The sequence below is a fragment of the Streptomyces antnestii genome (genome assembly GCF_004005495.1).
Taxonomy (GTDB): domain Bacteria; phylum Actinomycetota; class Actinomycetes; order Streptomycetales; family Streptomycetaceae; genus Streptomyces; species Streptomyces antnestii.
In genome coordinates, this window is sequence record NZ_RZYA01000027.1 from 101251 (window position 1) to 122168 (window position 20918).

A 20918-nucleotide genomic window follows, 5' to 3' on the forward strand; every position below is an offset into this window, starting at 1 on the left:
AGCAATGTCCTTTCCTCTGCTGACAGCGACGGCGGTGCTCCCCGCCGTGGGAGCCGTCGCCACGGCCGCCGTCCCGGCGGCGCGGCGCACCGCGGCGAAGTGGCTCGCGCTGCTCGTCTCGCTCGCCACGCTCGTGCTCGCCGCGGTCGTACTCGCCCGCTTCGAGCCCGGCGGCGCCCGCTACCAGCTCACCGAATCGCACGCCTGGATCAAGGAATTCGGGGTGCGGTACGAGCTGGGCGTGGACGGCATCGCGGTGGCGCTCATCGCGCTCACCGCCCTCCTGATGCCGTTCGTGATCCTCGCGGGCTGGCACGACGCCGACCCGCAGGAGACGGGCAGTTCGAGGTGGCGGCCGACGCAGGGCTTCTTCGCCCTGATCCTCGGCGTCGAGGCGATGGTGATCATCTCCTTCGAGGCCACCGACGTCTTCCTCTTCTACATCTTCTTCGAAGCCATGCTCATCCCGATGTACTTCCTCATCGGCGGCTTCGGAGACCGCGCCCACGCGGGCAGCGACGAGCACGCGGCGGCCCAACGCTCGTACGCCGCCGTGAAGTTCCTGCTCTACAACCTCGTCGGCGGCCTCATCATGCTGGCCGCCGTGATCGGTCTCTACGTGGTGGCGGGGAACTTCTCGCTCCCGGAGATCGTCGCCGCGCGGGCGAACGGTTCGCTGCACATGGCGACCAGCACGGAGCGCTGGCTCTTCCTCGGCTTCTTCTTCGCCTTCGCGGTGAAGGCGCCGCTGTGGCCGCTGCACACCTGGCTGCCGAACGCGATGGGGGAGGCCACCGCCCCGGTCGCCGTCCTCATCACGGCGGTGGTCGACAAGGTCGGCACGTTCGCGATGCTCCGCTTCTGCCTCCAGCTCTTCCCGGAGGCGTCGAAGTGGGCGACGCCGGTCATCCTCGTCCTGGCCCTGATCAGCATCGTCTACGGCGCGCTGCTCGCGGTCGGCCAGCGGGACATCAAGCGCCTGGTGGCGTACGCGTCGATCTCGCACTTCGGGTTCATCATCCTCGGCATCTTCGCGATGACGAGCCAGGGCCAGTCGGGCGCGACGCTGTACATGGTCAACCACGGCATCTCGACGGCCGCGCTGATGCTGGTGGCGGGATTCCTGATCTCGCGCCGCGGCTCGCGCCTGATCGCGGACTACGGAGGCGTGCAGAAGGTCGCCCCGGTGCTCGCCGGCACGTTTCTGATCGGCGGCCTCGCGACGCTCTCGCTGCCGGGCCTCGCGCCCTTCGTGAGCGAGTTCCTGGTCCTGGTCGGCACGTTCGCGCGGTACCCGGTCGTCGGGATCATCGCGACCTTCGGCATCGTGCTCGCCGCGCTGTACACGCTCGTCCTCTACCAGCGGACGATGACGGGCCCGGTGAAGCCGGAGGTCTCGGCGCTGCCCGACCTGCGCGTGCGTGAGCTCGCGGTGGTCGTCCCGCTGATCGCCGCGCTGATCTTCCTCGGCGTCTACCCGAAGCCGGTCACCGACCTGGTGAACCCGGCGGTCAAGCACACCTTGTCCGACGTACACAAGACGGACCCGAAGCCAGCGGTGGAGGCGGCCAAGTGAGCGCAGCAGCCGTCCACAGCCTGTGGACAACGGCAGCCGATCCCATGTTGAAGATCCCGGCGCCGAAGATCGAATACGGGCAATTGTCGCCCACCCTGATCGTCATCGGTGCGGCGGTCGTCGGGGTACTCGTCGAGGCGTTCGTGCCGCGCAGGTCCCGGTACTACGTCCAGGCGTTCCTCGCCGTCGTCGCCCTGGCCGCCGCGTTCGCCGCGGTGGTCGGGCTCGCCGCCGGCGGGTACGGCACCACGAAGGCGCACATCGCGGCCATGGGCGCGATCTCCGTCGACGGCCCGGCCCTGTTCCTCCAGGGCGTCATCCTGCTCACCGGACTCGTCGCGATCTTCACCTTCGCCGAGCGCCGGCTCGACCCGGAAGCCCACGGCAACCGCGTCGACTCGTTCGCCGCGCAGGCCGCGTCCGTGCCCGGCAGCGACAGCGAGAAGGCCGCGGTCAAGGCCGGGTTCACGACCACGGAGGTGTTCCCGCTCGCGCTCTTCGCGATCGGCGGCATGCTGGTCTTCCCCTCGGCGAACGACCTGCTGACGCTGTTCATCGCCCTGGAAGTCTTCTCCCTGCCGCTCTACCTCCTGTGCGCCCTGGCCCGCCGCAAGCGGCTCATGTCGCAGGAGGCCGCGGTCAAGTACTTCCTCCTCGGCGCCTTCGCCTCGGCGTTCACCCTGTTCGGCATCGCCCTCCTCTACGGGTATGCCGGCTCGGTGTCGTACGGGAAGATCGCCGACGTCGTCGACGGGTCGGTCCAGAACATCGACCCGGCGCTCGCCGACACCATGGGGAACGACGCGCTGCTGCTCATCGGCGTCGCGATGGTCGCCATGGGCCTGCTGTTCAAGGTCGGCGCGGTCCCGTTCCACATGTGGACCCCGGACGTCTACCAGGGTGCGCCCACGCCTGTCACGGGCTTCATGGCGGCCGCCACGAAGGTCGCCGCCTTCGGCGCCCTCCTGCGGCTCCTGTACGTCGTCCTGCCCGGCATGCGCTGGGACTGGCGGCCGGTCATGTGGGGCATCGCGATCATCACGATGCTGGGCGGCGCGATCGTCGCGATCACCCAGACCGACATCAAGCGGCTCCTCGCGTACTCGTCGATCGCGCACGCCGGGTTCATCCTCGCCGGTGTCATCGCCACGACGCCCGACGGCATCTCGTCCGTGCTCTTCTACCTGGGCGCGTACTCCTTCGTGACCGTCGGCGCGTTCGCGGTGGTCACCCTGGTCAGGGACGCGGGCGGCGAGGCCACGCACCTGTCGAAGTGGGCGGGGCTCGGGCGGCGCTCACCGCTCGTCGCGGCCGTGTTCGCGGTGTTCCTGCTCGCCTTCGCCGGTATCCCGCTGACCTCGGGCTTCGCCGGAAAGTTCGCCGTGTTCAAGGCGGCGGCGGAGGGCGGGGCCGGGGCGCTCGTCGTCATCGGTGTGATCTCGTCGGCGATCGCCGCGTTCTTCTACATCCGTGTGATCGTGCTCATGTTCTTCAGCGAGCCGAAGGCGGACGGCCCGACGGTCGCCGTGCCGTCGCCGCTGACGATGACCACGATCGGCGTGGGTGTGGCGGTCACCGTGGTGCTGGGCCTCGCGCCCCAGTACTTCCTGGACCTGGCGAACCAGGCGAGCGTGTTCGTCCGGTAAGCCGTTGTACGAGTGTGCTGCCGCCCGGTGTCCCGAGAGGGGTGCCGGGCGGTGGCATCTCCAGGGCCCGGTCACCCTCAGCCTGTGGATAACTTTTCGGGCTGTCGGTGCGGAGCCCTATCGTGGCAGCAGTGGTCGAACCACGGAGTACGGACGTACGGGGGACAGGGCGATGAATGGGATCGGTGGCATGAGCGAGGTGACGGAGCCCGGTGGGGCGACGGCGATGACGACGGCGGTGCGGAGCGACGCGCTGGAGACACTGCACCGTGTCTTCGGATACGACGCGTTCCGCGGCGAGCAGGAAGCGATCATCGGGCACGTCGTGGACGGCGGGGACGCCGTCGTCCTGATGCCGACCGGCGGCGGAAAGTCCCTCTGCTACCAGATTCCGGCCCTGGTCAGGCCCGGCACGGGCGTGGTGGTGTCGCCCCTGATCGCTCTCATGCAGGACCAGGTGGACGCGCTGCGCGCGCTCGGCGTCCGCGCCGGGTTCATGAACTCGACGCAGGACTTCGACGAGCGCCGCACCGTCGAGGCCGAGTTCCTCGCCGGCGAGCTCGACCTCCTCTATCTCGCCCCCGAGCGGCTGCGCCTCGACTCGACCCTCGGCCTGCTCTCCCGCGGCAAGGTCTCCGTCTTCGCGATCGACGAGGCGCACTGTGTGGCCCAGTGGGGTCACGACTTCCGGCCCGACTATCTGTCCCTGTCCGTTCTCGGCCAGCGCTGGCCGGACGTGCCGCGCATCGCGCTCACGGCGACCGCGACACACGCCACGCACCAGGAGATCACCCAGCGCCTGGGCATGCCGGACGCGAAGCACTTCGTGGCCAGCTTCGACCGGCCCAACATCCAGTACCGGATCGTGCCGAAGGCCGACCCGAAGAAGCAGCTCCTCGCCTTCCTCAAGCAGGAGCACGAGGGCGACGCGGGCATCGTGTACTGCCTGTCGCGCAAGTCGGTGGAGGCGACCGCCGAGTTCCTCAGCCGGAACGGCGTCGAGGCGGTCCCGTACCACGCGGGTCTCGACGCGGGCACCCGTGCGGCGCACCAGTCCCGCTTCCTGCGCGAGGAGGGCCTGGTCGTCTGCGCGACCATCGCGTTCGGCATGGGTATCGACAAGCCCGACGTCCGGTTCGTCGCGCATCTCGACCTCCCCAAGTCCGTCGAGGGCTACTACCAGGAGACGGGCCGCGCCGGGCGTGACGGGCTCGCGTCCACGGCCTGGATGGCGTACGGGCTGCAGGACGTCGTGCAGCAGCGGAAGCTGATCAACATGGGGGAGGGGGACGAGGCGTTCCGGCGCCGGGCGGGGGCCCACCTCGACGCGATGCTGGCGCTGTGCGAGACGGCGCAGTGCCGCAGGTCCCAGCTGCTCATGTACTTCGGGCAGGAGCCGCAGACGGCCGCCTGCGGCAACTGCGACACGTGCCTCTCGCCGCCGGAGACCTGGGACGGCACCGTCGCCGCGCAGAAGATCCTTTCCACGGTGGTGCGCCTCGACCGGGAGCGCAGGCAGAAGTTCGGTGCGGGCCAGGTCATCGACATCCTGATGGGCCGGCGCACCGCCAAGGTCATCCAGTTCGACCACGACCAGCTCTCCGTCTTCGGTATCGGCGAGGACCTGAGCGAGGCCGAATGGCGCGGCGTGGTGCGGCAGTTGCTGGCGCAGAGCCTCATCGCGGTCGAGGGCGAGTACGGGACGCTGGTGCTCACCGAGGAGAGCGGGACCGTGCTCGGGCGGCAGCGGGAGGTGCGGCTGCGCAAGGAGGCGCCCCGGCCCGCGACGTCCCGCTCGGCCTCGCGCGACCGCAAGGCGAAGTCGCCCGCGGCGGACCTGCCGGAGCAGCTGTTGCCCGTCTTCGAGGCGCTGCGCGCGTGGCGCGGCGCGCAGGCGAAGGAGAACGGGGTCCCGGCGTACGTCATCTTCCATGACGCGACGCTCAAGGAGATCGCCCTCCAGCACCCCACGTCCATCGGTCAGTTGGGCACGATCGGCGGCGTCGGCGAGAAGAAGCTGGCGACGTGGGGCGAGGGTGTCCTCGAGGTCCTGGCGGGCCTGGACGGCGCCGGCGCTGGAGCCGGCGGCAGCCAGGGCGCAGCGTCCGGCGGCCAGGCGCCGGCCGGCCACGCCGCCGGGGAGGAGCCGGAGCCGGACCCCGGCTGGCCCGAGGACGAGCCGGCGCCGGAGGACATCGACTGGTGAGGTGACGGCGGCGGCGCCCCCTCAGGTCACTGACAGCGCCGCCGCCACGCCCTTACCCCGCCGCCACGATCCGACCCGTCACCTCGCCGATGCCCACCCGGGTGTTGTCGGGGCCCGGGGCCCACGCCGTCATCGTCACCACGTCGCCGTCCTCCAGGAACGTCCGCTTGCCGTCCGGGAGTTCGATGGGGTCGCGGCCGTTCCAGGTGATCTCGATGAGGGAGCCGCGTTCGTGCTCGGAGGCGCCGCTGATGGTGCCGGACCCGTACAGGTCGCCCGTGCGCAGGGACGCGCCTCCCACCGTCATGTGGGCCAGCATCTGCGCCGCCGTCCAGTAGAGCGCGGCGGACGAGGTCTCCGCGATGACATGGCCGTTGAGGGTGACGGTGATGCGCAGGTCGTAGCCGCCGGGCTCGTCCGCCATGCCGTCGCCGGGCGGGGCCGTGTCGTCCAGGTAGGGGAGGAGCGGGACCGAGCGCTCCGGCGGGGCCACCCGCGCCGCGTCGAGGGCGTCGAGCGGCGTGATCCAGGCCGACACCGACGTGGCGAACGACTTGCCGAGGTGCGGGCCGAGCGGCACCGTCTCCCACGACTGGATGTCGCGCGCCGACCAGTCGTTGAGGAGGCAGAGCCCGAACACGTGGTCGCGGTACGCGGACAGCGGCACCGGCGTGCCCCGCTCGGACGGTGTCCCGACGACGAAGCCGAGCTCCGTCTCGATGTCGAGCCGCACCGACGGGCCGAAGACGGGGGCCGGGTCGGCCGGGGACTTCCGCTGGCCCGAGGGGCGCACGACGTCCGTCCCGGACACCACGACGGTGCCGGACCGGCCGTGGTAACCCACCGGAAGATGCTTCCAGTTGGGCTTCAGGGGCTCCTCGTCCGGGCGGAACATCCGGCCCAGGTTGGTGGCGTGGTTCTCGGAGGCGTAGAAGTCCACGTAGTCCGCGACCTCGAACGGGAGGTGCAGCGTGACGTCGTCGAGCGGGTGCAGCAGGGGCAGTACGGCCTCGCGGTGCGCCGGGACCGTCACCCAGGCCGTGAGCGCGCGCCGCACGTCCGACCAGGCGGTGCGGCCCGCGGCGAGGAGCGGGTTCAGGGTGGGCCGCGCGAGCAGGGAGACGTAGGGCGAGCCGAGCGCGGCCGCCGCGGCGCCCGCGTCGAGCACGTACGAGCCGAGGCGCACGCCGACCCGGCGCAGCTCCACGGCCTCCCCCGGCAGGGAGAACACCCCGTACGGGAGGTTGTGCGGGCCGAAGGGGTCGCCTTCGGGGAGGTCGAGGGGGGTGAGCGGGGTCTGCTCGGACATGCGTACCTGCCTCGCTTTCCATGTGGGTGGGCCACACGTTACGTGGGAGCGAGCCGTTGGGGCAGTGCCTGAAGAGTTCACAATGTCCGAATAAGCCCTGCTGGAGTGGTCAACTCCGGCTCAGCGCCCTGTCGGGGCACGGGCGGGGTGGGTGCGCGGAGCGGTCCGTATTCTCTCGATCATGGCCGCTCCGTTTCGCTCCGCCCTCTTCGATCTCATCGCCACCGACCTGGACGGGACGCTGCTGCGCGGTGACGACACGGTCTCCGGCCGGACCCGCGCCGCGCTCGCGGCGGCGGCCGACGCCGGGGCGCGACACCTGGTGGTGACGGGGCGATCCGCGCCGGGCGTACGGGAGTTGCTCCGCGCACTCGGCGGCCGGGGGCTCGCGGTCTGCGCGCAGGGCGCCCAGCTGTACGACGCGGCGGCCGACCGCATCGTGTGGTCCCTGACCCTCGACCGTGACCTCGCCGAGCAGGCCCTGGGCAAGATCGAGGCCGAGGTCGGCCAGGTCGACGCGGCGGTGGACCAGAACGGAGCGGACGGCCTGACCCTCATCGAACCGGGCTACGTGATGTCGCACCCCGGGCTGCCTTCCGTGCGGATCGGGCGCCGCGAGGAGCTCTGGGCCGCACCCATCAGCAAGGTGCTGCTCCGTCATCCCCGCCTGGCGGACGACGAGTTGGCGGCGACGGCCAGGGCGGTCGTCGGCGACCTGGCCACGGTCACCATGTCGGGCCCCGGCACGGTCGAGCTCCAGCCGTACGGCGTGACCAAGGCGACCGGGCTGGCGCTGGCCGCCGAGCGGCTCGGCGTGACGCCGGAGCGCACGATCGCGTTCGGGGACATGCCGAACGACCTGCCGATGTTCGCGTGGGCGGGCCACGGCGTGGCCATGGCCAACGCCCACGACGAACTCAGGGCGGCGGCGGACGAGGTGACGCTGTCCAACGAGGAGGACGGCGTGGGGGTCGTCCTGGAGCGGGAGTTCGGGGTCGGGTAGCCCGGGTCACCCCGCCCCCGTACCCAGGCCCGCCCCCGCCTCACCCCGCGTATGCGGCCGCCTCACCCCGACGTGCGCGGAATCCGCTGCTCCCACGTCCGGTGGAAGACCACCTCGCCCCCGTCCCGGCACACCACCTCGTTGCTGGTGATGAAGTCGGTCGCGTCGCAGGTGATCTCGGAGCGGGTGGTGACGGTGACGTCCCAGGCCAGTTCCGGCCGGTGGAGCCGGATCGTCCAGTCGGAGCGGGTACGCGCGCTCAGGGGGTCCGCCTCCTGGATGACGTACGTCTCCACAGCGTCCTCGGTGAATTCGAGGCCGTCCGGGTAGACCCGGGTGCCGCCGTAGCGCGGGTCCACCTCCAGGCGCCATTCGCCCTTGGCGATGTCGCGGACGCAGAGGCGCTCGGGGCGCTGTTCGTCCAGGGTGACGGGGTGGACGACGCCGAGCGGTGCGGACTGCTCGGGTGCCTCGAACGTGATGCCGCTGTCCGCTCCGCCCACCCTGACCGGCAGTTCGAGGGCGCTGCCCGCCGGGTCGAGGGTGAAGCCGGCCTCGGAGCCGGGCTGCGGCCAGATCCACGGCCAGTAGGCGGAGGACACCGCGAGCCGGATGCGGTGTCCGGGCGGGAACGTGTGGCCGATGCCGTTCAGTTCGAAGGAGACCTCGTCCGTGGTGCCGGGGGGCCAGTCGACGGACTTGTCGCGGCCCTCGCGGGCGGACAGGTTCAGGACGCCGCGGGTGACGAGCGTCGACGAGCCGTCCGGGGCCACGTCGCACACGCGGGCGACGACCTGGCCGCGCGGCACCTCCGAGGTGATCCGCAGCGTCACCCGCGGCCGGCCGAGAACCCGTACCTCCGAGGGCACCTCGAACTCGAAGCACGCCGACTTCGCGTCCTCGTCCCGCTGGTCCGGCGGCAGGTCGGCGTCGTTCCCGAAGGGGAAGAAGCGGCCCGCGTCCAGGCCCGTCTGCTGGGGCGACCTCACGATCACGGGCGGGCCCTGAAGGGCGTACGCGAGCGGGGCGATGTTCGGGGACGGCCAGGACGGGTCGCCGACCCAGTGGCCCGACAGCTGGGGGTAGACGGTGGCGGGCGGGTGCGAGTCGCTGATCCAGGAGCGGAGCTTGGGCTCGGCCATGACGCCATTGTCTTTGCCCTTGAGGTGGTGATCCCACCAGCGGAGCGTCTCCTGGAGGAAGCCGATGGCCGGGCCCGGCGGCAGCCCGCGGTCCGGGTACTGGTGCGACCAGGGGCCGATGATCCCGCGCACCTGCCGGTCGGGCAGGTGCTCGACCAGGCGCAGCACGGTGTCGCGGTACGGGTCGTGCCAGCCGCCCACCGCGAGGACGGCCGCCCGGACGGCCGAGTAGTCCTCGCAGACGCTGCCGTGCTTCCAGTAGGCGTCGCGGGTCTGGTGGGCGAGCCAGGTGTGGATGAACGGGTCGACCGCCTCCAGGCGCTTGAGCCACATGTCACGCCAGCCGTCGCCGACGAACTGCGGGTCCGGCGGCCGGGACACGAAGGCGAGCATGGTCGCCGCCCACGCGTGCATGTCCACCGCGAGGACGGAACCTCCCATGTAGTGCACGTCGTTGTCATAGCGGTCGTCCGTCGAGCAGACGGTGACGATCGCCTTGAGCGGCTCGGGCGCGAGGGCCGCGATCTGGAGGGAGTTGAAGCCGCCCCAGGAGATGCCGAACATGCCGACCCTGCCGTTGCACCAGGGCTGTGCGGCGAGCCAGTTGACGACCGCGACGCCGTCGGCGAGTTCCGTCGAGTCGTACTCGTCGCCGGGCATGCCCTCGGAGTTGCCGTGCCCGCGCACGTCGACGCGCACGGAGGCGTAGCCGTGGCCGGCGTACCAGGGGTGGCGCTGCCAGTCGCGCGGCGCGGTCCAGTCGCTCAGCCGGTAGGGGAGGTACTCGAGGATCGCGGGCACCGGTTCGTCGGTCACCGGACGCCAGACGCGCGCGAACAGCGTGGTGCCGTCCGCGAGGGGTACACGGACGTCTTCGCGGGTCGTCTCGTAGGGGAAGGAGGTCCGGATGGTGAGGGGCGGGGACTTCGACGGTTGCGGCGTTTTCAGCGGGTTCAACGGGTTCAACGGGTTCGGCGGGTTTGGCGGGTGCGGTGGGTTCAGCGGTTCTGACATACGAGTCACCTCAGTGAACGGGGTGCATGGTCCTGCGCAGCCACGGCGCGAGGGCGATCACGGCCAGGCCGGCGACGACGGCGACGGCGCCGTTGACACCGAAGTAGGCGGGGTTGGAGACCGTGCCGTAGAGCTTCACGGTCTGGGCCTGGATACCGTTGGCGAGGGCGAGCGACAGGAACCACAGGGACATGGTCTGGCTGGCGAAGGCCTTCGGCGCGAGCTTCGTCGTCGCCGACATGCCGGAGGTCTCCAGAAGGATGTCGCCGAGGCCGAGCAGCAGATACGAGCAGACGATCCACCAGGCGGCCATCCGGTACGTGTCCCCGCTGTGGCCCGAGGTGGGGATCACCATCAGCAGGAACGACAGGCCGCCCAGGATCACACCGAACGCGATCTTGTTGGAGGCGTGGGGCTGGCGCGGCCCCATCCGTGCCCACAGTCCGGCCACCACCGGCGCGAGGGCGACCTCGAAGGCGCCGAGGGCGGACGCGTACCAGCCGGCGGGGAAGTGGAAGCCGAGGATCTCGGTCCTGGCGTTCGTCGAGGCCAGCAGGATCATCGTCGAGTACGCCTGGAACAGAATGAAGTTGAAGACCACCGACGCCAGGAAGAGGACGACGTAGGGCCGCAGCCGGCCCCGTTCCTCCGCGGTCACGCGCGGGCTGCGGAACATCACCACGAAGTACACGACGGGCGCGATCACGGAGACGACGGTGAGGACGTCGACGAAGCGGCCCATCGTCAGCCAGCCGGCCGACGCGAGGGCCACGGCGAGTACGGCGGCAAGGAGCGCGCCGGCGATCATCAGCCGGACGGCGCGCCGCATCCCTTCGGGCGGCAGCGCGCACTCGGCGGCGTGCTTGCGCCCGGCCAGGTGACGCCGCCCGGCGACGTACTGGACAAGACCGAGCGTCATGCCGATCGCGGCGGCCGAGAAGCCCCAGTGCCAGCCCTTGTGGTCGCCGAGCCAGCCCGTGATCAGCGGGCCCGCGAAGGCGCCGATGTTGATGCCCATGTAGTACAGCGCGAAGCCGGCGTCGCGGCGCTCGTCGTCGGTGCGGTAGAGCTTGCCGACCATGGTGGCGACATTGGGTTTGACCAGGCCCGTTCCGGCGCTGATCAGGCCGAGGCCGACCCAGGTCATGCCCGCCGTCGGCACCGCCATGGCGTAGTGGCCGCAGGCGATCAGGATGCCGCCGTACAGGACTGCCCGGTACGAGCCGAGGATCCGGTCGGCGAGCCAGCCGCCGCCCACCGAGACCAGGTAGACCAGCGTTCCGTAGGCCGCCGATACGGACGCCGCCGTCCCCGCGGACATGCCCAGGCCACCGTGTGCCACCGTGTCCGCGAAGTAGAGGACGAGGATGGCCTGCATGCCGAGGAACGAGAAGCGCTCCCAGACCTCCAGGCCCGACAGGGTGAGCAGGCCGCGCGGCTGGCCGAGGAACGCGTGGTCGTCACCCGGCGGCGGCCGCCCCGTCTCAGGATCGTTCGGCTCGGCCTCGGAACTGGTGCGGGACAAAGGGGTTACCCCCGGTCTACTCGGTCCTATGAGCTGATCAAGAACATACCGGGGGTGTTCGTGGGCCGCTCGGTCTCGTCCGTGCGGGCAGGCCCCCACTGTGATCGAAACGCGACCGGATACGCTGACTTGAGTGATGGCAGCGACACATCGACGAACCGTGTCATCGAGCAAATGATCGACCGAGTTCACCATGTGATCGTCAGCAGACAGGAGAACCTCTCGTGACCGTCGTCGGGACTTTCGGTCTTAGCGTGCGGGACCAGGCTCTCGAAGCCGATGTCCAGGCCGGATTGGCGGCTGTCGAGGAGGGCCTGCTCGAGGCGACGAAGAGCGAGGTCCCCTTCATCACGGAGGCCGCGCAGCACCTCGTGCGCGCGGGCGGCAAACGCTTCAGGCCGCTGCTCGTGATGCTCGCCGCCCAGTTCGGCGACCCGTACGCGCCCGGTGTCGTGCCCTCCGCCGTCGTCGTCGAGCTGACGCATCTCGCGACGCTCTACCACGACGACGTGATGGACGAGGCGGACGTGCGCCGCGGCGTGGAGAGCGCCAACACCCGCTGGGGCAACTCGGTCGCCGTCCTGACCGGCGACTTCCTCTTCTCGCGCGCCTCCCACATGCTGGCCGACCTCGGGCCCGAGGCCGTCCGCATCCAGGCGGAGGCCTTCGAGCGCCTCGTCACCGGCCAGATCCTGGAGACGGCCGGACCGCGCGACGGCCGCGACCCGGTCGACCACTACCTCGACGTCCTCAGCGGCAAGACCGGCTCGCTGATCGCCGTGGCCGTGCGGTTCGGCGCGATGATGTCGGGCGCCGACGAGCACGTCGTGGAGATCCTCGCCCAGTACGGCGAGCGGCTCGGCGTCGCCTTCCAGCTCGCCGACGACGTCCTGGACATCGCCTCCGACTCGCACGAGTCCGGCAAGACCCCCGGCACCGACCTGCGCGAGGGCATCCCCACGCTGCCCGTGCTGCGGCTGCGCGAGCGCGCCGAGCAGCTCGGGCTGCCCGAGGACCGCGCTCTGGTCGAGCTCCTCGACTCCGACCTGACGGACGACGCGCGACACGCCGAGGCGCTGGCCAGGCTGCGGGTCCACCCGGCCCTGGAGCAGGCCCGCAGGGACACCGTGCGGTACACGGAGGAGGCACGGGCGACCCTCGCGCCGCTGCCCGAGTGCGACGCGAAGGCGTCCCTGCTCGAGCTGTGCGACGCGGTGGTGCACCGGGCCGGCTGACGCCGACGTGGTGGTGCACCGGGCCGGCTGACGCCGCGGGGTGGTGCACCGGGCCGGCTGACGCCGCGGGGTGGTGCACCGGGCCGGCTGACGCCGCGCGCGTGGGTGGGTCAGCGGGGGCGGGTCAGTAGCCGCTGCCGGAGCCGCTCGAACCGCCGTTGGTGCTCATGGCCTTCGCTCCGGTGGGTGTGGCCGCGAACCAGGTGCCGAGGACGCCCTGCCCGTACGCCTCCTTCGGCTGGTCGTCCTTGGAGTAGCGGTAGAGCGGCCACCCTGCGAGGGTGATCTGCGTGGTGCCGTCCGAGCGCTTCACCGTCGACACCAGCTTCTTGTCGATTCCCTTGACCGTGATGCTCTTGGCGTCGGTGGCCGTGGCGGCCGGCCACAGCGTGGCGCAGCTGCCGTAACAGGTCACCTTGGTGGGCTTGGCCGAGTCCTGGTCGAAGCGGTACAGGACGAAGCCCTTGCTGTCGGTGACGACCGTGCCGACCTTGTCGACCTTGGCGGCGGTCAGGGTCGCGGAGCTCGTGGTGGGGGCACTGCTCTTGGCCGTCCCGCTGCTCTTGCTCCCGCCGCCGCTGCCGCCGCATCCGCTGAGCGCGAGCGCGAAGACCGCGGCGCCCACGGCGGCGTAACCGGCGATGCGGGTGTTCCTCGTGGTGGCGAGCATGGCAACCCCTTTGCCGATGCGGAATGTCTGCCACCCAGGAGTACGGATCCGCGCCGGGTTCTGCTCACGTCCTCTCACGCGGACCGGGGCCTTCCCCTACGGGAGTGTCATACCGCGGGAGTACGCGGAGTTGAGCCTCGGGTCTGACGCTTCCGGCCCGCGGATTTGGTCAGATTGGTAGCACCACTCCCGACCAATTCGGGTGAGAATGGCGGCTTGGGGTGGGCAGACGAGCAAGGACGGTAGGCCGCCGCCCAACACGGAGGTAGGGCAACAACATGGCACCGTACGAATCCGAAACCGCCGGTCGTCGCAAGGCGACCCGCTACGTGGTCCCGGTCGCGGTGGTGGGGGTGGCCGCGGCGACGATCGGACTCGTCCCCGCGCTGGCCGACTCCGGCAATCCCGATCTGCCGAAGCTCAGCGCACAGCAGCTCATCGAGAAGATCGCCAAGTCGGACGTCCAGCAGATGTCCGGCACGGTGAAGATCTCCACGGATCTCGGCCTGCCGTCCCTGGGCGGCGCCGCGGGCGCTTTCACGCCGGGTGGCGGCGGTCCTTCGGGGAGCGCGGACGGCAAGGGCGGCTCCTCGGCCGACCCGCAGTCCAAGCTGATGGAGCTGGCCTCCGGCACGCACACGCTGCGCGTCGCGACGGACGGCCCCGACCGGCAGAAGCTGTCCGTCCTGGACAGCGCCGCCGAGTACAGCGTGATCCACAACGGCGACGAGGTCTGGGCCTACGACAGCGCGTCGAACGAGGCGTACCACGCCAAGAACGCCAAGGACGCCGGGGCCGCCCGTGACCGGGCCGAGAAGCAGGGCAGGGACAAGCGCGAGACGCGGGACGGTGTCCCGGCCACGCCCAAGCAGCTCGCCGACGAGGTCCTGAAGGCGTCCGGCAAGACCACGTCGATCTCGGTCGAGGGCACCGCGCAGGTCGCGGGGCGTGACGCGTACAAGCTGCTCGTGAAGCCGAAGCAGGCCGGTTCGACGGTCGGCGGGATCACCATCTCGGTGGACGCGAAGACCGGTCTGCCGCTGAAGTTCACGCTGGCGCCGGCGGGCGGCGGCAAGGCGGTCGTGGACGCGGGCTTCACCACGGTGGACTTCTCCAAGCCGGCCGCGTCGACGTTCGACTTCACCCCGCCGAAGGGCGCCAAGGTCACCGAGGGCGACGACCACAAGGCGCCCGGCATGTCGCACGACAAGTCCCACGCGCCGAAGGACCTGCCGAAGGGCATGCGCAAGGACATGCCGAAGGACATGCCCAAGGAGCTGCGGGCCGGTCAGGGCGGCGGCGGTCTGAACGACCTGAAGGTCCTCGGTGAGGGCTGGACGTCCGTCGCCGAGCTGAAGCTGCCCGGCGGACACGGGCTGCCGACGGGCGGTTCGGGCTCCGGCTCCGGCGATGTCCCGCCGGAAGCGCAGAAGTTCATGAACGCCCTGGGTGACCACGTGAAGGGCAAGTTCGGCTCCGGCACGGTCTTTTCGACCCGCCTGGTCAACGCGCTGGTCACGGACGACGGCAAGGTCTACGTGGGCGCGGTCACCAAGGACGCGCTCGTGAAGGCGGCGAACGCGGCGCACTAGCCGTACCGCGGCGCATCAGCCATACGCGGCGCACTAGTTACACACGGCGCACCAGCCGTACGCGGCAGGAGAGTTGGCAGGGGGAGTGGAGGTGCCGGGTCCCGGCGCCTCCACTCCCGTACTCCGCACGACTTCGGGAGCGACATGGCGGCGAGCACAGCCGGGGAGTCCGTGATCGAGACACGGGCCCTCACCAAGCGCTACGGCGGCGGCCAGTTGGCGGTCGACGGCCTCGACCTCACCGTCCCCGCCGGCAGCGTCTTCGGCTTCCTCGGGCCGAACGGCTCGGGCAAGACGACCACCATCCGCATGCTGATGGGCCTGATCGCGCCGACGTCCGGCGCGGCCCGCGTCCTCGGCGAGCCCATGCCCCGCGCCACCCGCACGGTCCTCCCGCACGTCGGCGCGCTCATCGAGGGCCCGGCTCTGTACGGGTATCTGTCCGGCCGGGACAACCTGATCCGGTACGACTCCGCCGACCCGGCCGCCGACCCGCGCACCCGGCGCGCACGCGTCGCCACCGCCCTGGACCGGGTGGGCCTGACGGCCGCCGCGGGCAAGAAGGCGAAGGCGTACTCGCTCGGTATGAAGCAGCGGCTCGGGCTCGCGGCCGCGCTGCTCCAGCCCCGCAGGCTCCTCGTGCTCGACGAGCCGACGAACGGGCTCGACCCGCAGGGCATGCGCGAGATCCGCTCGCTGGTGCGGGAGCTGGCGTCGGACGGCACGACCGTCTTCCTCTCCTCGCACCTCCTCGACGAGATCGAGCAGGTCTGCACGCACGCGGCCGTGATGGCGCGCGGCCGGCTCCTCACACAGGGCCCGGTCGCCGAGCTCGCGGCGGGCGCCCGCGGCCGGCTCGTCGTCACGACACCCGACCCGGGGGACGCGGCGCGGGTCCTCAAGGAGCGGGGCGTCGCGGATCTGACGGTGACGGACGACGGGGTGACGGGCGAGCCGCCCGCGCCCGGCACGGACCTCGCCGATCTGAACGCGGCGCTGGTCGCAGCGGGCGTCCGCGTCCGCGGCTTCGGAGTCGAACGGGCCTCGCTGGAGGACGCGTTCGTGGCGCTGACAGGAGAGGGATTCGATGTCGCAGGCTGAGGCGGCCCCCGTGGGCGCGGTCACCGTGGACTCCGTGCCCGTACGCAAAAGGATCTGGACGCTCGGCCTCTTCCGCAGCGAGCTGGTCACGACGTTCCGCCGCTGGCGCACGCTCGCGCTGCTCGCCGTCCTGGCCGGGGTGCCGATCCTGGTCGGGATCGCCGTGAAGATCGAGACGAGTGGCGACTCGCCGGCCGCGGGCGGCGGCGGGGGAGGCCCCGCATTCATCGCGCAGATCACGAACAACGGCCTGTTCCTGGTCTTCACGGCGCTCGCCGCGACGCTGCCGTTCTTCCTGCCGATGGCGGTCGGGGTGGTCGCGGGCGACGCGATCGCCGGCGAGGCGAGCGCGGGGACGCTGCGCTATCTGCTGGTCGCCCCCGCGGGCCGCACCCGCCTGCTGCTCACCAAGTACGCGGCCACGATGACGTTCTGCCTGGTCGCGACGCTGGTCGTGGCGGCGACCGCGCTCGCCACGGGCGCCCTGCTCTTCCCGCTCGGCGACGTCGTCACGATCTCCGGCACCCGCATCGGCTTCGGCGAGGGTCTCGTACGGGCCCTGCTGATCGCCCTCGTGGTGGCCGCGTCACTCGTGGGCATCGCCGCGCTCGGCCTGTTCGTCTCGACGCTCACCAACAGCGGGATCGCGGCGATGGCGACGACGGTGGGCCTGCTCATCACCGTCCAGATCCTCGACCAGATCCCCCAGCTGCACGCGATCCAGCCGTATCTGTTCTCGCACCGCTGGCTGTCCTTCGCCGATCTGATGCGCGAGCCGGTCTACTGGGACGACCTGGTCAAGAACCTGGGCCTGCAGGGCCTTTACGCCGCCGTGTTCGGCTCGGCGGCGTGGGCGCGCTTCACGGCGAAGGACATCACGGCGTAGCCAACTGCCCCGCTACCGCACCTCGTAGGGGAAGCGGGCGATCTCCGGCTCCCGCTCCGGCGTGAAGAACGTCTTGGCGCGCAGCAGCGCCTCCTCGTCCCCGAGTACGTCGCCGGGCTTGCTGCCGTTGCCGAACAGGACCCCGCCGAAGCGCATCCCCATGTACGCGGCCGAGTTGCGCAGCGTGCCGACGAGCGGGTCGGCGACGACCTGCTCCTCGTGCGCGAGCGCCGTCACGCCCCACAGGGTGCGGCCTTCGAGCGTGGCCTTGAAGTCGATACCGGGGGTGCGCAGCCAGCCCGACCAGTGGTCGAGGTAGCGCTTGGTGTGGCCCGAGACGGAGTACCAGTACAGCGGCGACGCGATGACGATGTCGGTGGCTTCGAGCGTCGCGTCGAGGAGCAGTGCCGTGTTGTCGCCGGACGGCCGCGTGTGGTCGCTGTCGTGGCGCAGGTCCTCGAAGTCGGGGAGCGGGTGCTCGGCGAGGCTGATCCAGCGCTGCTCGACGTCGGGGGAGAGCTGCTCGGCGGCCCTGCGGGCCAGGATCTCGGTGTTGCCTTCGCCGCGGCTGCTGCCGAGCAGGAAGAGGAACGTGCGGGACATGGGGCACTCCAGAGTCGGTCGGTCGCACCGATTATGTGCGCGTGCAGTTTATGCACACGCAACTAAGTCCGTCCAGGCCCCGCCGTTCCACGGCCCTGCGGTCCATGCCCCTGCCGTTCCATGCCCCTGCCGTTCCATGCCCCCGCCGTTCCATGTCCCTGCCGTAGCTGTGAGGCACCCGGCGCCGCCCACAGGCCGCCTACTGCACGTCGAACTCGTTCCCCTCCGGGTCCGCCATCACCACCCACTCGCCCGACGGCTCCTTCACGCGGTGGATCACGCTCGCGCCGAGGCCCTCCAGGCGCGCGACCTCGGCGTTCCTGCGGTCGCTGCCCGCGTGCAGGTCGATGTGCAGCCGGTTCTTGACGGTCTTGGGCTCGGGGACGCGCTGGAAGAGGATGCGCCGGCCGAGCCCCATCCCGCTCCGCTCCTCGACCGGGTCGTCGGGGTGCCGTACGGCCATCAGGTCACGCCACGCGAGGTGGCCGCGGAACTCCGTGGTCGCTTCCTCGGGGGCCGCGCCGAGTCCGAGCAGATGGGAGATCAGGGTGCTGTTGTCCTCGACCTCGTAGCCGAGCGCCTCGGCCCAGAAGGCGGCCTGGGCCTGCGGATCGGCGGCGTCGAAGACGAGTTTCCAGTCCAGAGTCATGCACCAGTCATAGGTGCCGTGCGAGTGGCGCGGCAACAGGAATGGGATGGTCCGGAGTCAGGCGGCCGGTTCCGGTTGCGATGCCTGCGGCTCCGCCTCCGTGGCTGCCGTCGCCCGAGCCTCCTGCTCGGCCAGCGCGATCCGCCCGCGCCGCGCCGTCCGCAGCGCGTCCCACGTCAGCAGGGTGAGCGCCAGCCACACGAGCGCGAAGCCCGCCCAGCGCTCGGGCGGCATGGCCTCGTGGAAGTACAGGATGCCGAGCAGGAACTGGAAGACGGGCGCCAGGTACTGGAGCAGTCCGAGGGTCGAAAGCGGGACGCGGATCGCGGCGGCGCCGAAGCAGACCAGGGGGAGCGCGGTGACCACGCCCGTCGCCGCGAGCAGCGTGGCGTGGCCCGCGCCGTCGCCGAAAGTGGACTCGCCCTGTGCGCCGATCCACAGCAGGTAGGCGAGCGCGGGCACGAACTGGATCGCCGTCTCGGCGGCGAGCGACTCCAGGCCGCCGAGGTTGACCTTCTTCTTCACCAGGCCGTAGGTGGCGAACGAGAAGGCGAGGATCAGGGAGATCCAGGGCGGCTGCCCGTATCCGAAGGCGAGGACGAGGACCGCGGCGAGGCCGACGCCGACCGCCGCCCACTGCACGGGCCGCAGCCGCTCGCCCAGGAGCAGGACGCCCATGGCGATGGTGACCAGCGGGTTGATGAAGTAGCCGAGCGACGCCTCGACCACGTGGCCGGCGTTCACGGCCCAGATGTAGACACCCCAGTTGACCGTGATGACGGCCGCGGCGACGATGACCAGCCCGAGCCGGCGACGGTCGCGCAGCAGCTCGCCGGCCCAGGCCCAGCGCCGTACGAAGAGCAGGGCGACGCCGACGACGGCCAGCGACCACACCATGCGGTGGGCGAGGATCTCGCCGGCGCCCGCGGGCTTGAGCAGAGGCCAGAACAGGGGCACCAGGCCCCACATCCCATAGGCCGCGATGCCGTTCAACAGTCCCGTGCGCGCTTCGCTTCTCGACTGCCCAGCTTCCACGGCCCCTCCTCCACCGAAACGGCCGCCCCACGACGGCCACCCATGAAGGTAGCGCCGAGGGGCACCAGCTGTCATGTCCGTATCCCTATACGGTCATGACACGGAGTTTGTGCTGGTGGGGGCCGTGAGCGCGGTCAGGCGAGCGCGGCCTTGATCGCGTCCGCGAGCGGGGTCGTGGGGCGCCCGGTCAGGCGGGCGAGGTCGCCGCCGGTGCCGGCGAGCAGGCCCTGCTCGATGGCGGTGTCGACGCCCACGAGGATGTCGGCGAAGGGCGCGGGCAGACCGGCGCCGAGCAGGATCTCCCGGTTCTGCTCCGGCGTGACGGCGTTGTACGCGATCGTCCGGCCCGTCTGCTCCGACAGCTCGGCGGCGTACTCGGCGAAGGACCAGGCGACGTCGCCGCTCAGCTCGTACACCTTGTTCTCGTGGCCCTCGCCGGTCAGGACGGCGACCGCGGCGGCGGCGTAGTCGGCGCGCGAGGCGGAGGCGACCCGGCCCTCGCCCGCGGAGGCGACGACGGCGCCGTGCTCCAGGACCGGGGCCAGGCGCTCGGTGTAGTTCTCGTGGTACCAGCCGTTGCGCAGGAACGTGTACGGCAGGCCGGAGTCGAGGATCGCCTGCTCGGTCACCTTGTGCTCGGCCGCGAGCTCGAAGTCGGCGTCGGGTCCGCCGAGCACGCCCGTGTACGCGAGCAGCGCGACGCCCGCGCCCTTGGCGGCGTCGACCACGGCCCGGTGCTGCGGAACGCGCTGCCCGACCTCGCTGCCGGAGATCAGCAGGACCCGGTCCCCGGCGGCGAACGCCCCGGCCAGGGTCTCGGGCGCGCTGTAGTCGGCGACGCGCAGCTCGACGCCCCGGGCGGCGAGATCGGCGGCCTTCTCCTTGTCGCGGACGACGGCGGCGATGCGGTCCGCCGGGACACCGGCGGCGAAGAGGCCGTCGATGACAAGACGGCCGAGGTGTCCGGTGGCTCCGGTGACGACGATGCTCATGTCTGAAATCTCCTCTGAGTGCGTATCCGCCACCGAGCCTAAGGGGAGCGCTAACTATTCGTAAGTACCCACTTTGAAGTAAGGTACGGGCATGGGAGTAAGCAGCAGGGTCGCCGGGGCCGAGGAGATGTGCCCGTACCGCCTCGTGCTCGAACACGTCACCAGCCGATGGGGCGTCCTCGTCCTGATCGCTCTCGAGGAGCGCTCCTACCGGTTCAGCGAACTGCGCCGCGAGATCGGCCGGGTCAGCGAGAAGATGCTGACGCAGACGCTCCAGACCCTGGAACGCGACGGCATGGTGCACCGGGACGCGAAGCCGGTGATCCCGCCACGCGTGGACTACTCACTGACGCCCTTGGGCCGCGAGGCGGCAGCACAGGTCCGCACACTGGCGACGTGGACGGAGCGCCGCATGGACGAGGTGGCACAAGCCCGCGTCAAATACGACGAAACCCGGCCCTGACACTCCAGGACCGGGCTCGAACGCGCCCCTTAAGGGGCGCGGGGAACTGCGCGACCAGCCACGACGGACCCGCAGTCAAACGCCTACCCCACGACCGTCCACGTATCTCCCCCGGCCAGCAGAGCGCCAAGGTCACCCTTCCCGTTCTGTTCGATGGCCTCGTCGAGCTGGTCGGACATCTGGACGTCGTAGACGGGCCGCTCGGTGGAGCGGAAGACGCCGATCGGGGTCTGGTGCAGGGTGTGCGGGTCGGCCAGGCGCGAGAGCGCGA

General features: G+C 71.0%; 17 protein-coding genes and 1 pseudogene. 9 read left to right on the forward strand and 9 right to left on the reverse strand.

What is annotated here, in order from left to right:
- Positions 1-4 precede the first annotated feature (4 nt).
- The 3 genes from EOT10_RS36640 to recQ all read left to right on the forward strand — a co-directional run bounded on the left by EOT10_RS36640 (position 5) and on the right by recQ (position 5428).
- Complete coding sequence (locus EOT10_RS36640; protein WP_127832716.1) at positions 5-1576, forward strand: NADH-quinone oxidoreductase subunit M; 1572 nt, start codon at positions 5-7, stop codon at positions 1574-1576.
- On the forward strand, positions 1573-3222 hold the full coding sequence (nuoN, locus tag EOT10_RS36645) for an NADH-quinone oxidoreductase subunit NuoN (protein WP_127832717.1): 1650 nt from the start codon (positions 1573-1575) through the stop codon (positions 3220-3222). Before EOT10_RS36640 ends, nuoN begins: the two co-directional genes overlap by 4 nt.
- 190 nt (positions 3223-3412) lie before the next feature.
- Positions 3413-5428 carry a DNA helicase RecQ gene (gene recQ, locus EOT10_RS36650; RefSeq protein ID WP_127832718.1) on the forward strand — a complete coding sequence of 672 codons (2016 nt, stop codon included), beginning with the start codon at positions 3413-3415 and terminating at the stop codon, positions 5426-5428.
- Between the two features lie 52 nt (positions 5429-5480).
- Here the strand turns inward: recQ and fahA are convergent, their stop codons facing one another.
- Positions 5481-6737, reverse strand: a complete 1257-nt coding sequence (gene fahA, locus EOT10_RS36655; RefSeq protein WP_127832719.1) for a fumarylacetoacetase — start codon at positions 6735-6737, stop codon at positions 5481-5483.
- Positions 6738-6918: 181 nt separating this feature from the next.
- On the opposite strand from fahA, the gene EOT10_RS36660 reads away from it, so the two are divergent.
- Positions 6919-7740 carry an HAD family hydrolase gene (locus tag EOT10_RS36660; protein WP_127832720.1) on the forward strand — a complete coding sequence of 274 codons (822 nt, stop codon included), beginning with the start codon at positions 6919-6921 and terminating at the stop codon, positions 7738-7740.
- Positions 7741-7802: 62 nt separating this feature from the next.
- Here the strand turns inward: EOT10_RS36660 and EOT10_RS36665 are convergent, their stop codons facing one another.
- Together EOT10_RS36665 and EOT10_RS36670 are read right to left on the reverse strand one after the other, a co-directional pair.
- Positions 7803-9896 carry a CocE/NonD family hydrolase gene (locus tag EOT10_RS36665; RefSeq protein WP_127832721.1) on the reverse strand — a complete coding sequence of 698 codons (2094 nt, stop codon included), beginning with the start codon at positions 9894-9896 and terminating at the stop codon, positions 7803-7805.
- Between the two features lie 10 nt (positions 9897-9906).
- On the reverse strand, positions 9907-11421 hold the full coding sequence (locus EOT10_RS36670; protein ID WP_127832722.1) for a peptide MFS transporter: 1515 nt from the start codon (positions 11419-11421) through the stop codon (positions 9907-9909).
- 224 nt (positions 11422-11645) lie between these two features.
- On the opposite strand from EOT10_RS36670, the gene EOT10_RS36675 reads away from it, so the two are divergent.
- Positions 11646-12656 (forward strand): polyprenyl synthetase family protein, encoded by a 1011-nt coding sequence (locus EOT10_RS36675; protein WP_127832723.1) that lies wholly within the window; start codon positions 11646-11648, stop codon positions 12654-12656.
- 124 nt (positions 12657-12780) lie between these two features.
- On the opposite strand, the gene EOT10_RS36680 is transcribed toward EOT10_RS36675, so the two are convergent.
- Entirely contained in the window at positions 12781-13326 is a 546-nt protein-coding gene (locus EOT10_RS36680; protein WP_127832724.1) for a hypothetical protein, read from the reverse strand.
- Between the two features lie 278 nt (positions 13327-13604).
- Between EOT10_RS36680 and EOT10_RS36685 the strand changes: the two genes are divergently transcribed.
- The 3 genes from EOT10_RS36685 (at position 13605) to EOT10_RS36695 (ending at position 16905) form a co-directional block, all read left to right on the forward strand.
- Positions 13605-14918: a LolA family protein gene (locus tag EOT10_RS36685; RefSeq protein WP_127832725.1), complete on the forward strand. Its 1314-nt coding sequence runs from the start codon at positions 13605-13607 to the stop codon at positions 14916-14918.
- Between the two features lie 144 nt (positions 14919-15062).
- Positions 15063-16019: an ABC transporter ATP-binding protein gene (locus tag EOT10_RS36690; protein ID WP_127832726.1), complete on the forward strand. Its 957-nt coding sequence runs from the start codon at positions 15063-15065 to the stop codon at positions 16017-16019.
- A complete protein-coding gene (locus EOT10_RS36695) occupies positions 16006-16905 on the forward strand; it encodes an ABC transporter permease (protein WP_223281411.1) in 900 nt (299 codons plus the stop codon). The genes EOT10_RS36690 and EOT10_RS36695 overlap by 14 nt, the downstream gene beginning before the upstream one ends.
- A gap of 12 nt (positions 16906-16917) precedes the next feature.
- Here the strand turns inward: EOT10_RS36695 and EOT10_RS36700 are convergent, their stop codons facing one another.
- The 4 genes from EOT10_RS36700 to EOT10_RS36715 form a co-directional block, all read right to left on the reverse strand.
- The gene (locus EOT10_RS36700; protein WP_127832727.1) at positions 16918-17508 is read right to left on the reverse strand and encodes a flavodoxin family protein; all 591 of its coding nucleotides are present in this window, start codon (positions 17506-17508) and stop codon (positions 16918-16920) included.
- Positions 17509-17707: 199 nt separating this feature from the next.
- The gene (locus tag EOT10_RS36705) at positions 17708-18157 is read right to left on the reverse strand and encodes a VOC family protein (RefSeq protein ID WP_127832728.1); all 450 of its coding nucleotides are present in this window, start codon (positions 18155-18157) and stop codon (positions 17708-17710) included.
- A gap of 57 nt (positions 18158-18214) precedes the next feature.
- Complete coding sequence (gene rarD / locus EOT10_RS36710) at positions 18215-19126, reverse strand: EamA family transporter RarD (RefSeq protein WP_431313363.1); 912 nt, start codon at positions 19124-19126, stop codon at positions 18215-18217.
- A 200-nt stretch (positions 19127-19326) separates the two neighbouring features.
- Positions 19327-20184 carry an SDR family oxidoreductase gene (locus tag EOT10_RS36715; RefSeq protein WP_127832730.1) on the reverse strand — a complete coding sequence of 286 codons (858 nt, stop codon included), beginning with the start codon at positions 20182-20184 and terminating at the stop codon, positions 19327-19329.
- Positions 20185-20275: 91 nt separating this feature from the next.
- On the opposite strand from EOT10_RS36715, the gene EOT10_RS36720 reads away from it, so the two are divergent.
- Entirely contained in the window at positions 20276-20647 is a 372-nt protein-coding gene (locus tag EOT10_RS36720) for a winged helix-turn-helix transcriptional regulator (RefSeq protein ID WP_127832731.1), read from the forward strand.
- Positions 20648-20730: 83 nt separating this feature from the next.
- Here EOT10_RS36720 and EOT10_RS36725 read toward each other — a convergent pair.
- A pseudogene (locus EOT10_RS36725) lies at positions 20731-20918 on the reverse strand (2-oxoacid:ferredoxin oxidoreductase subunit beta); the annotation flags it as partial.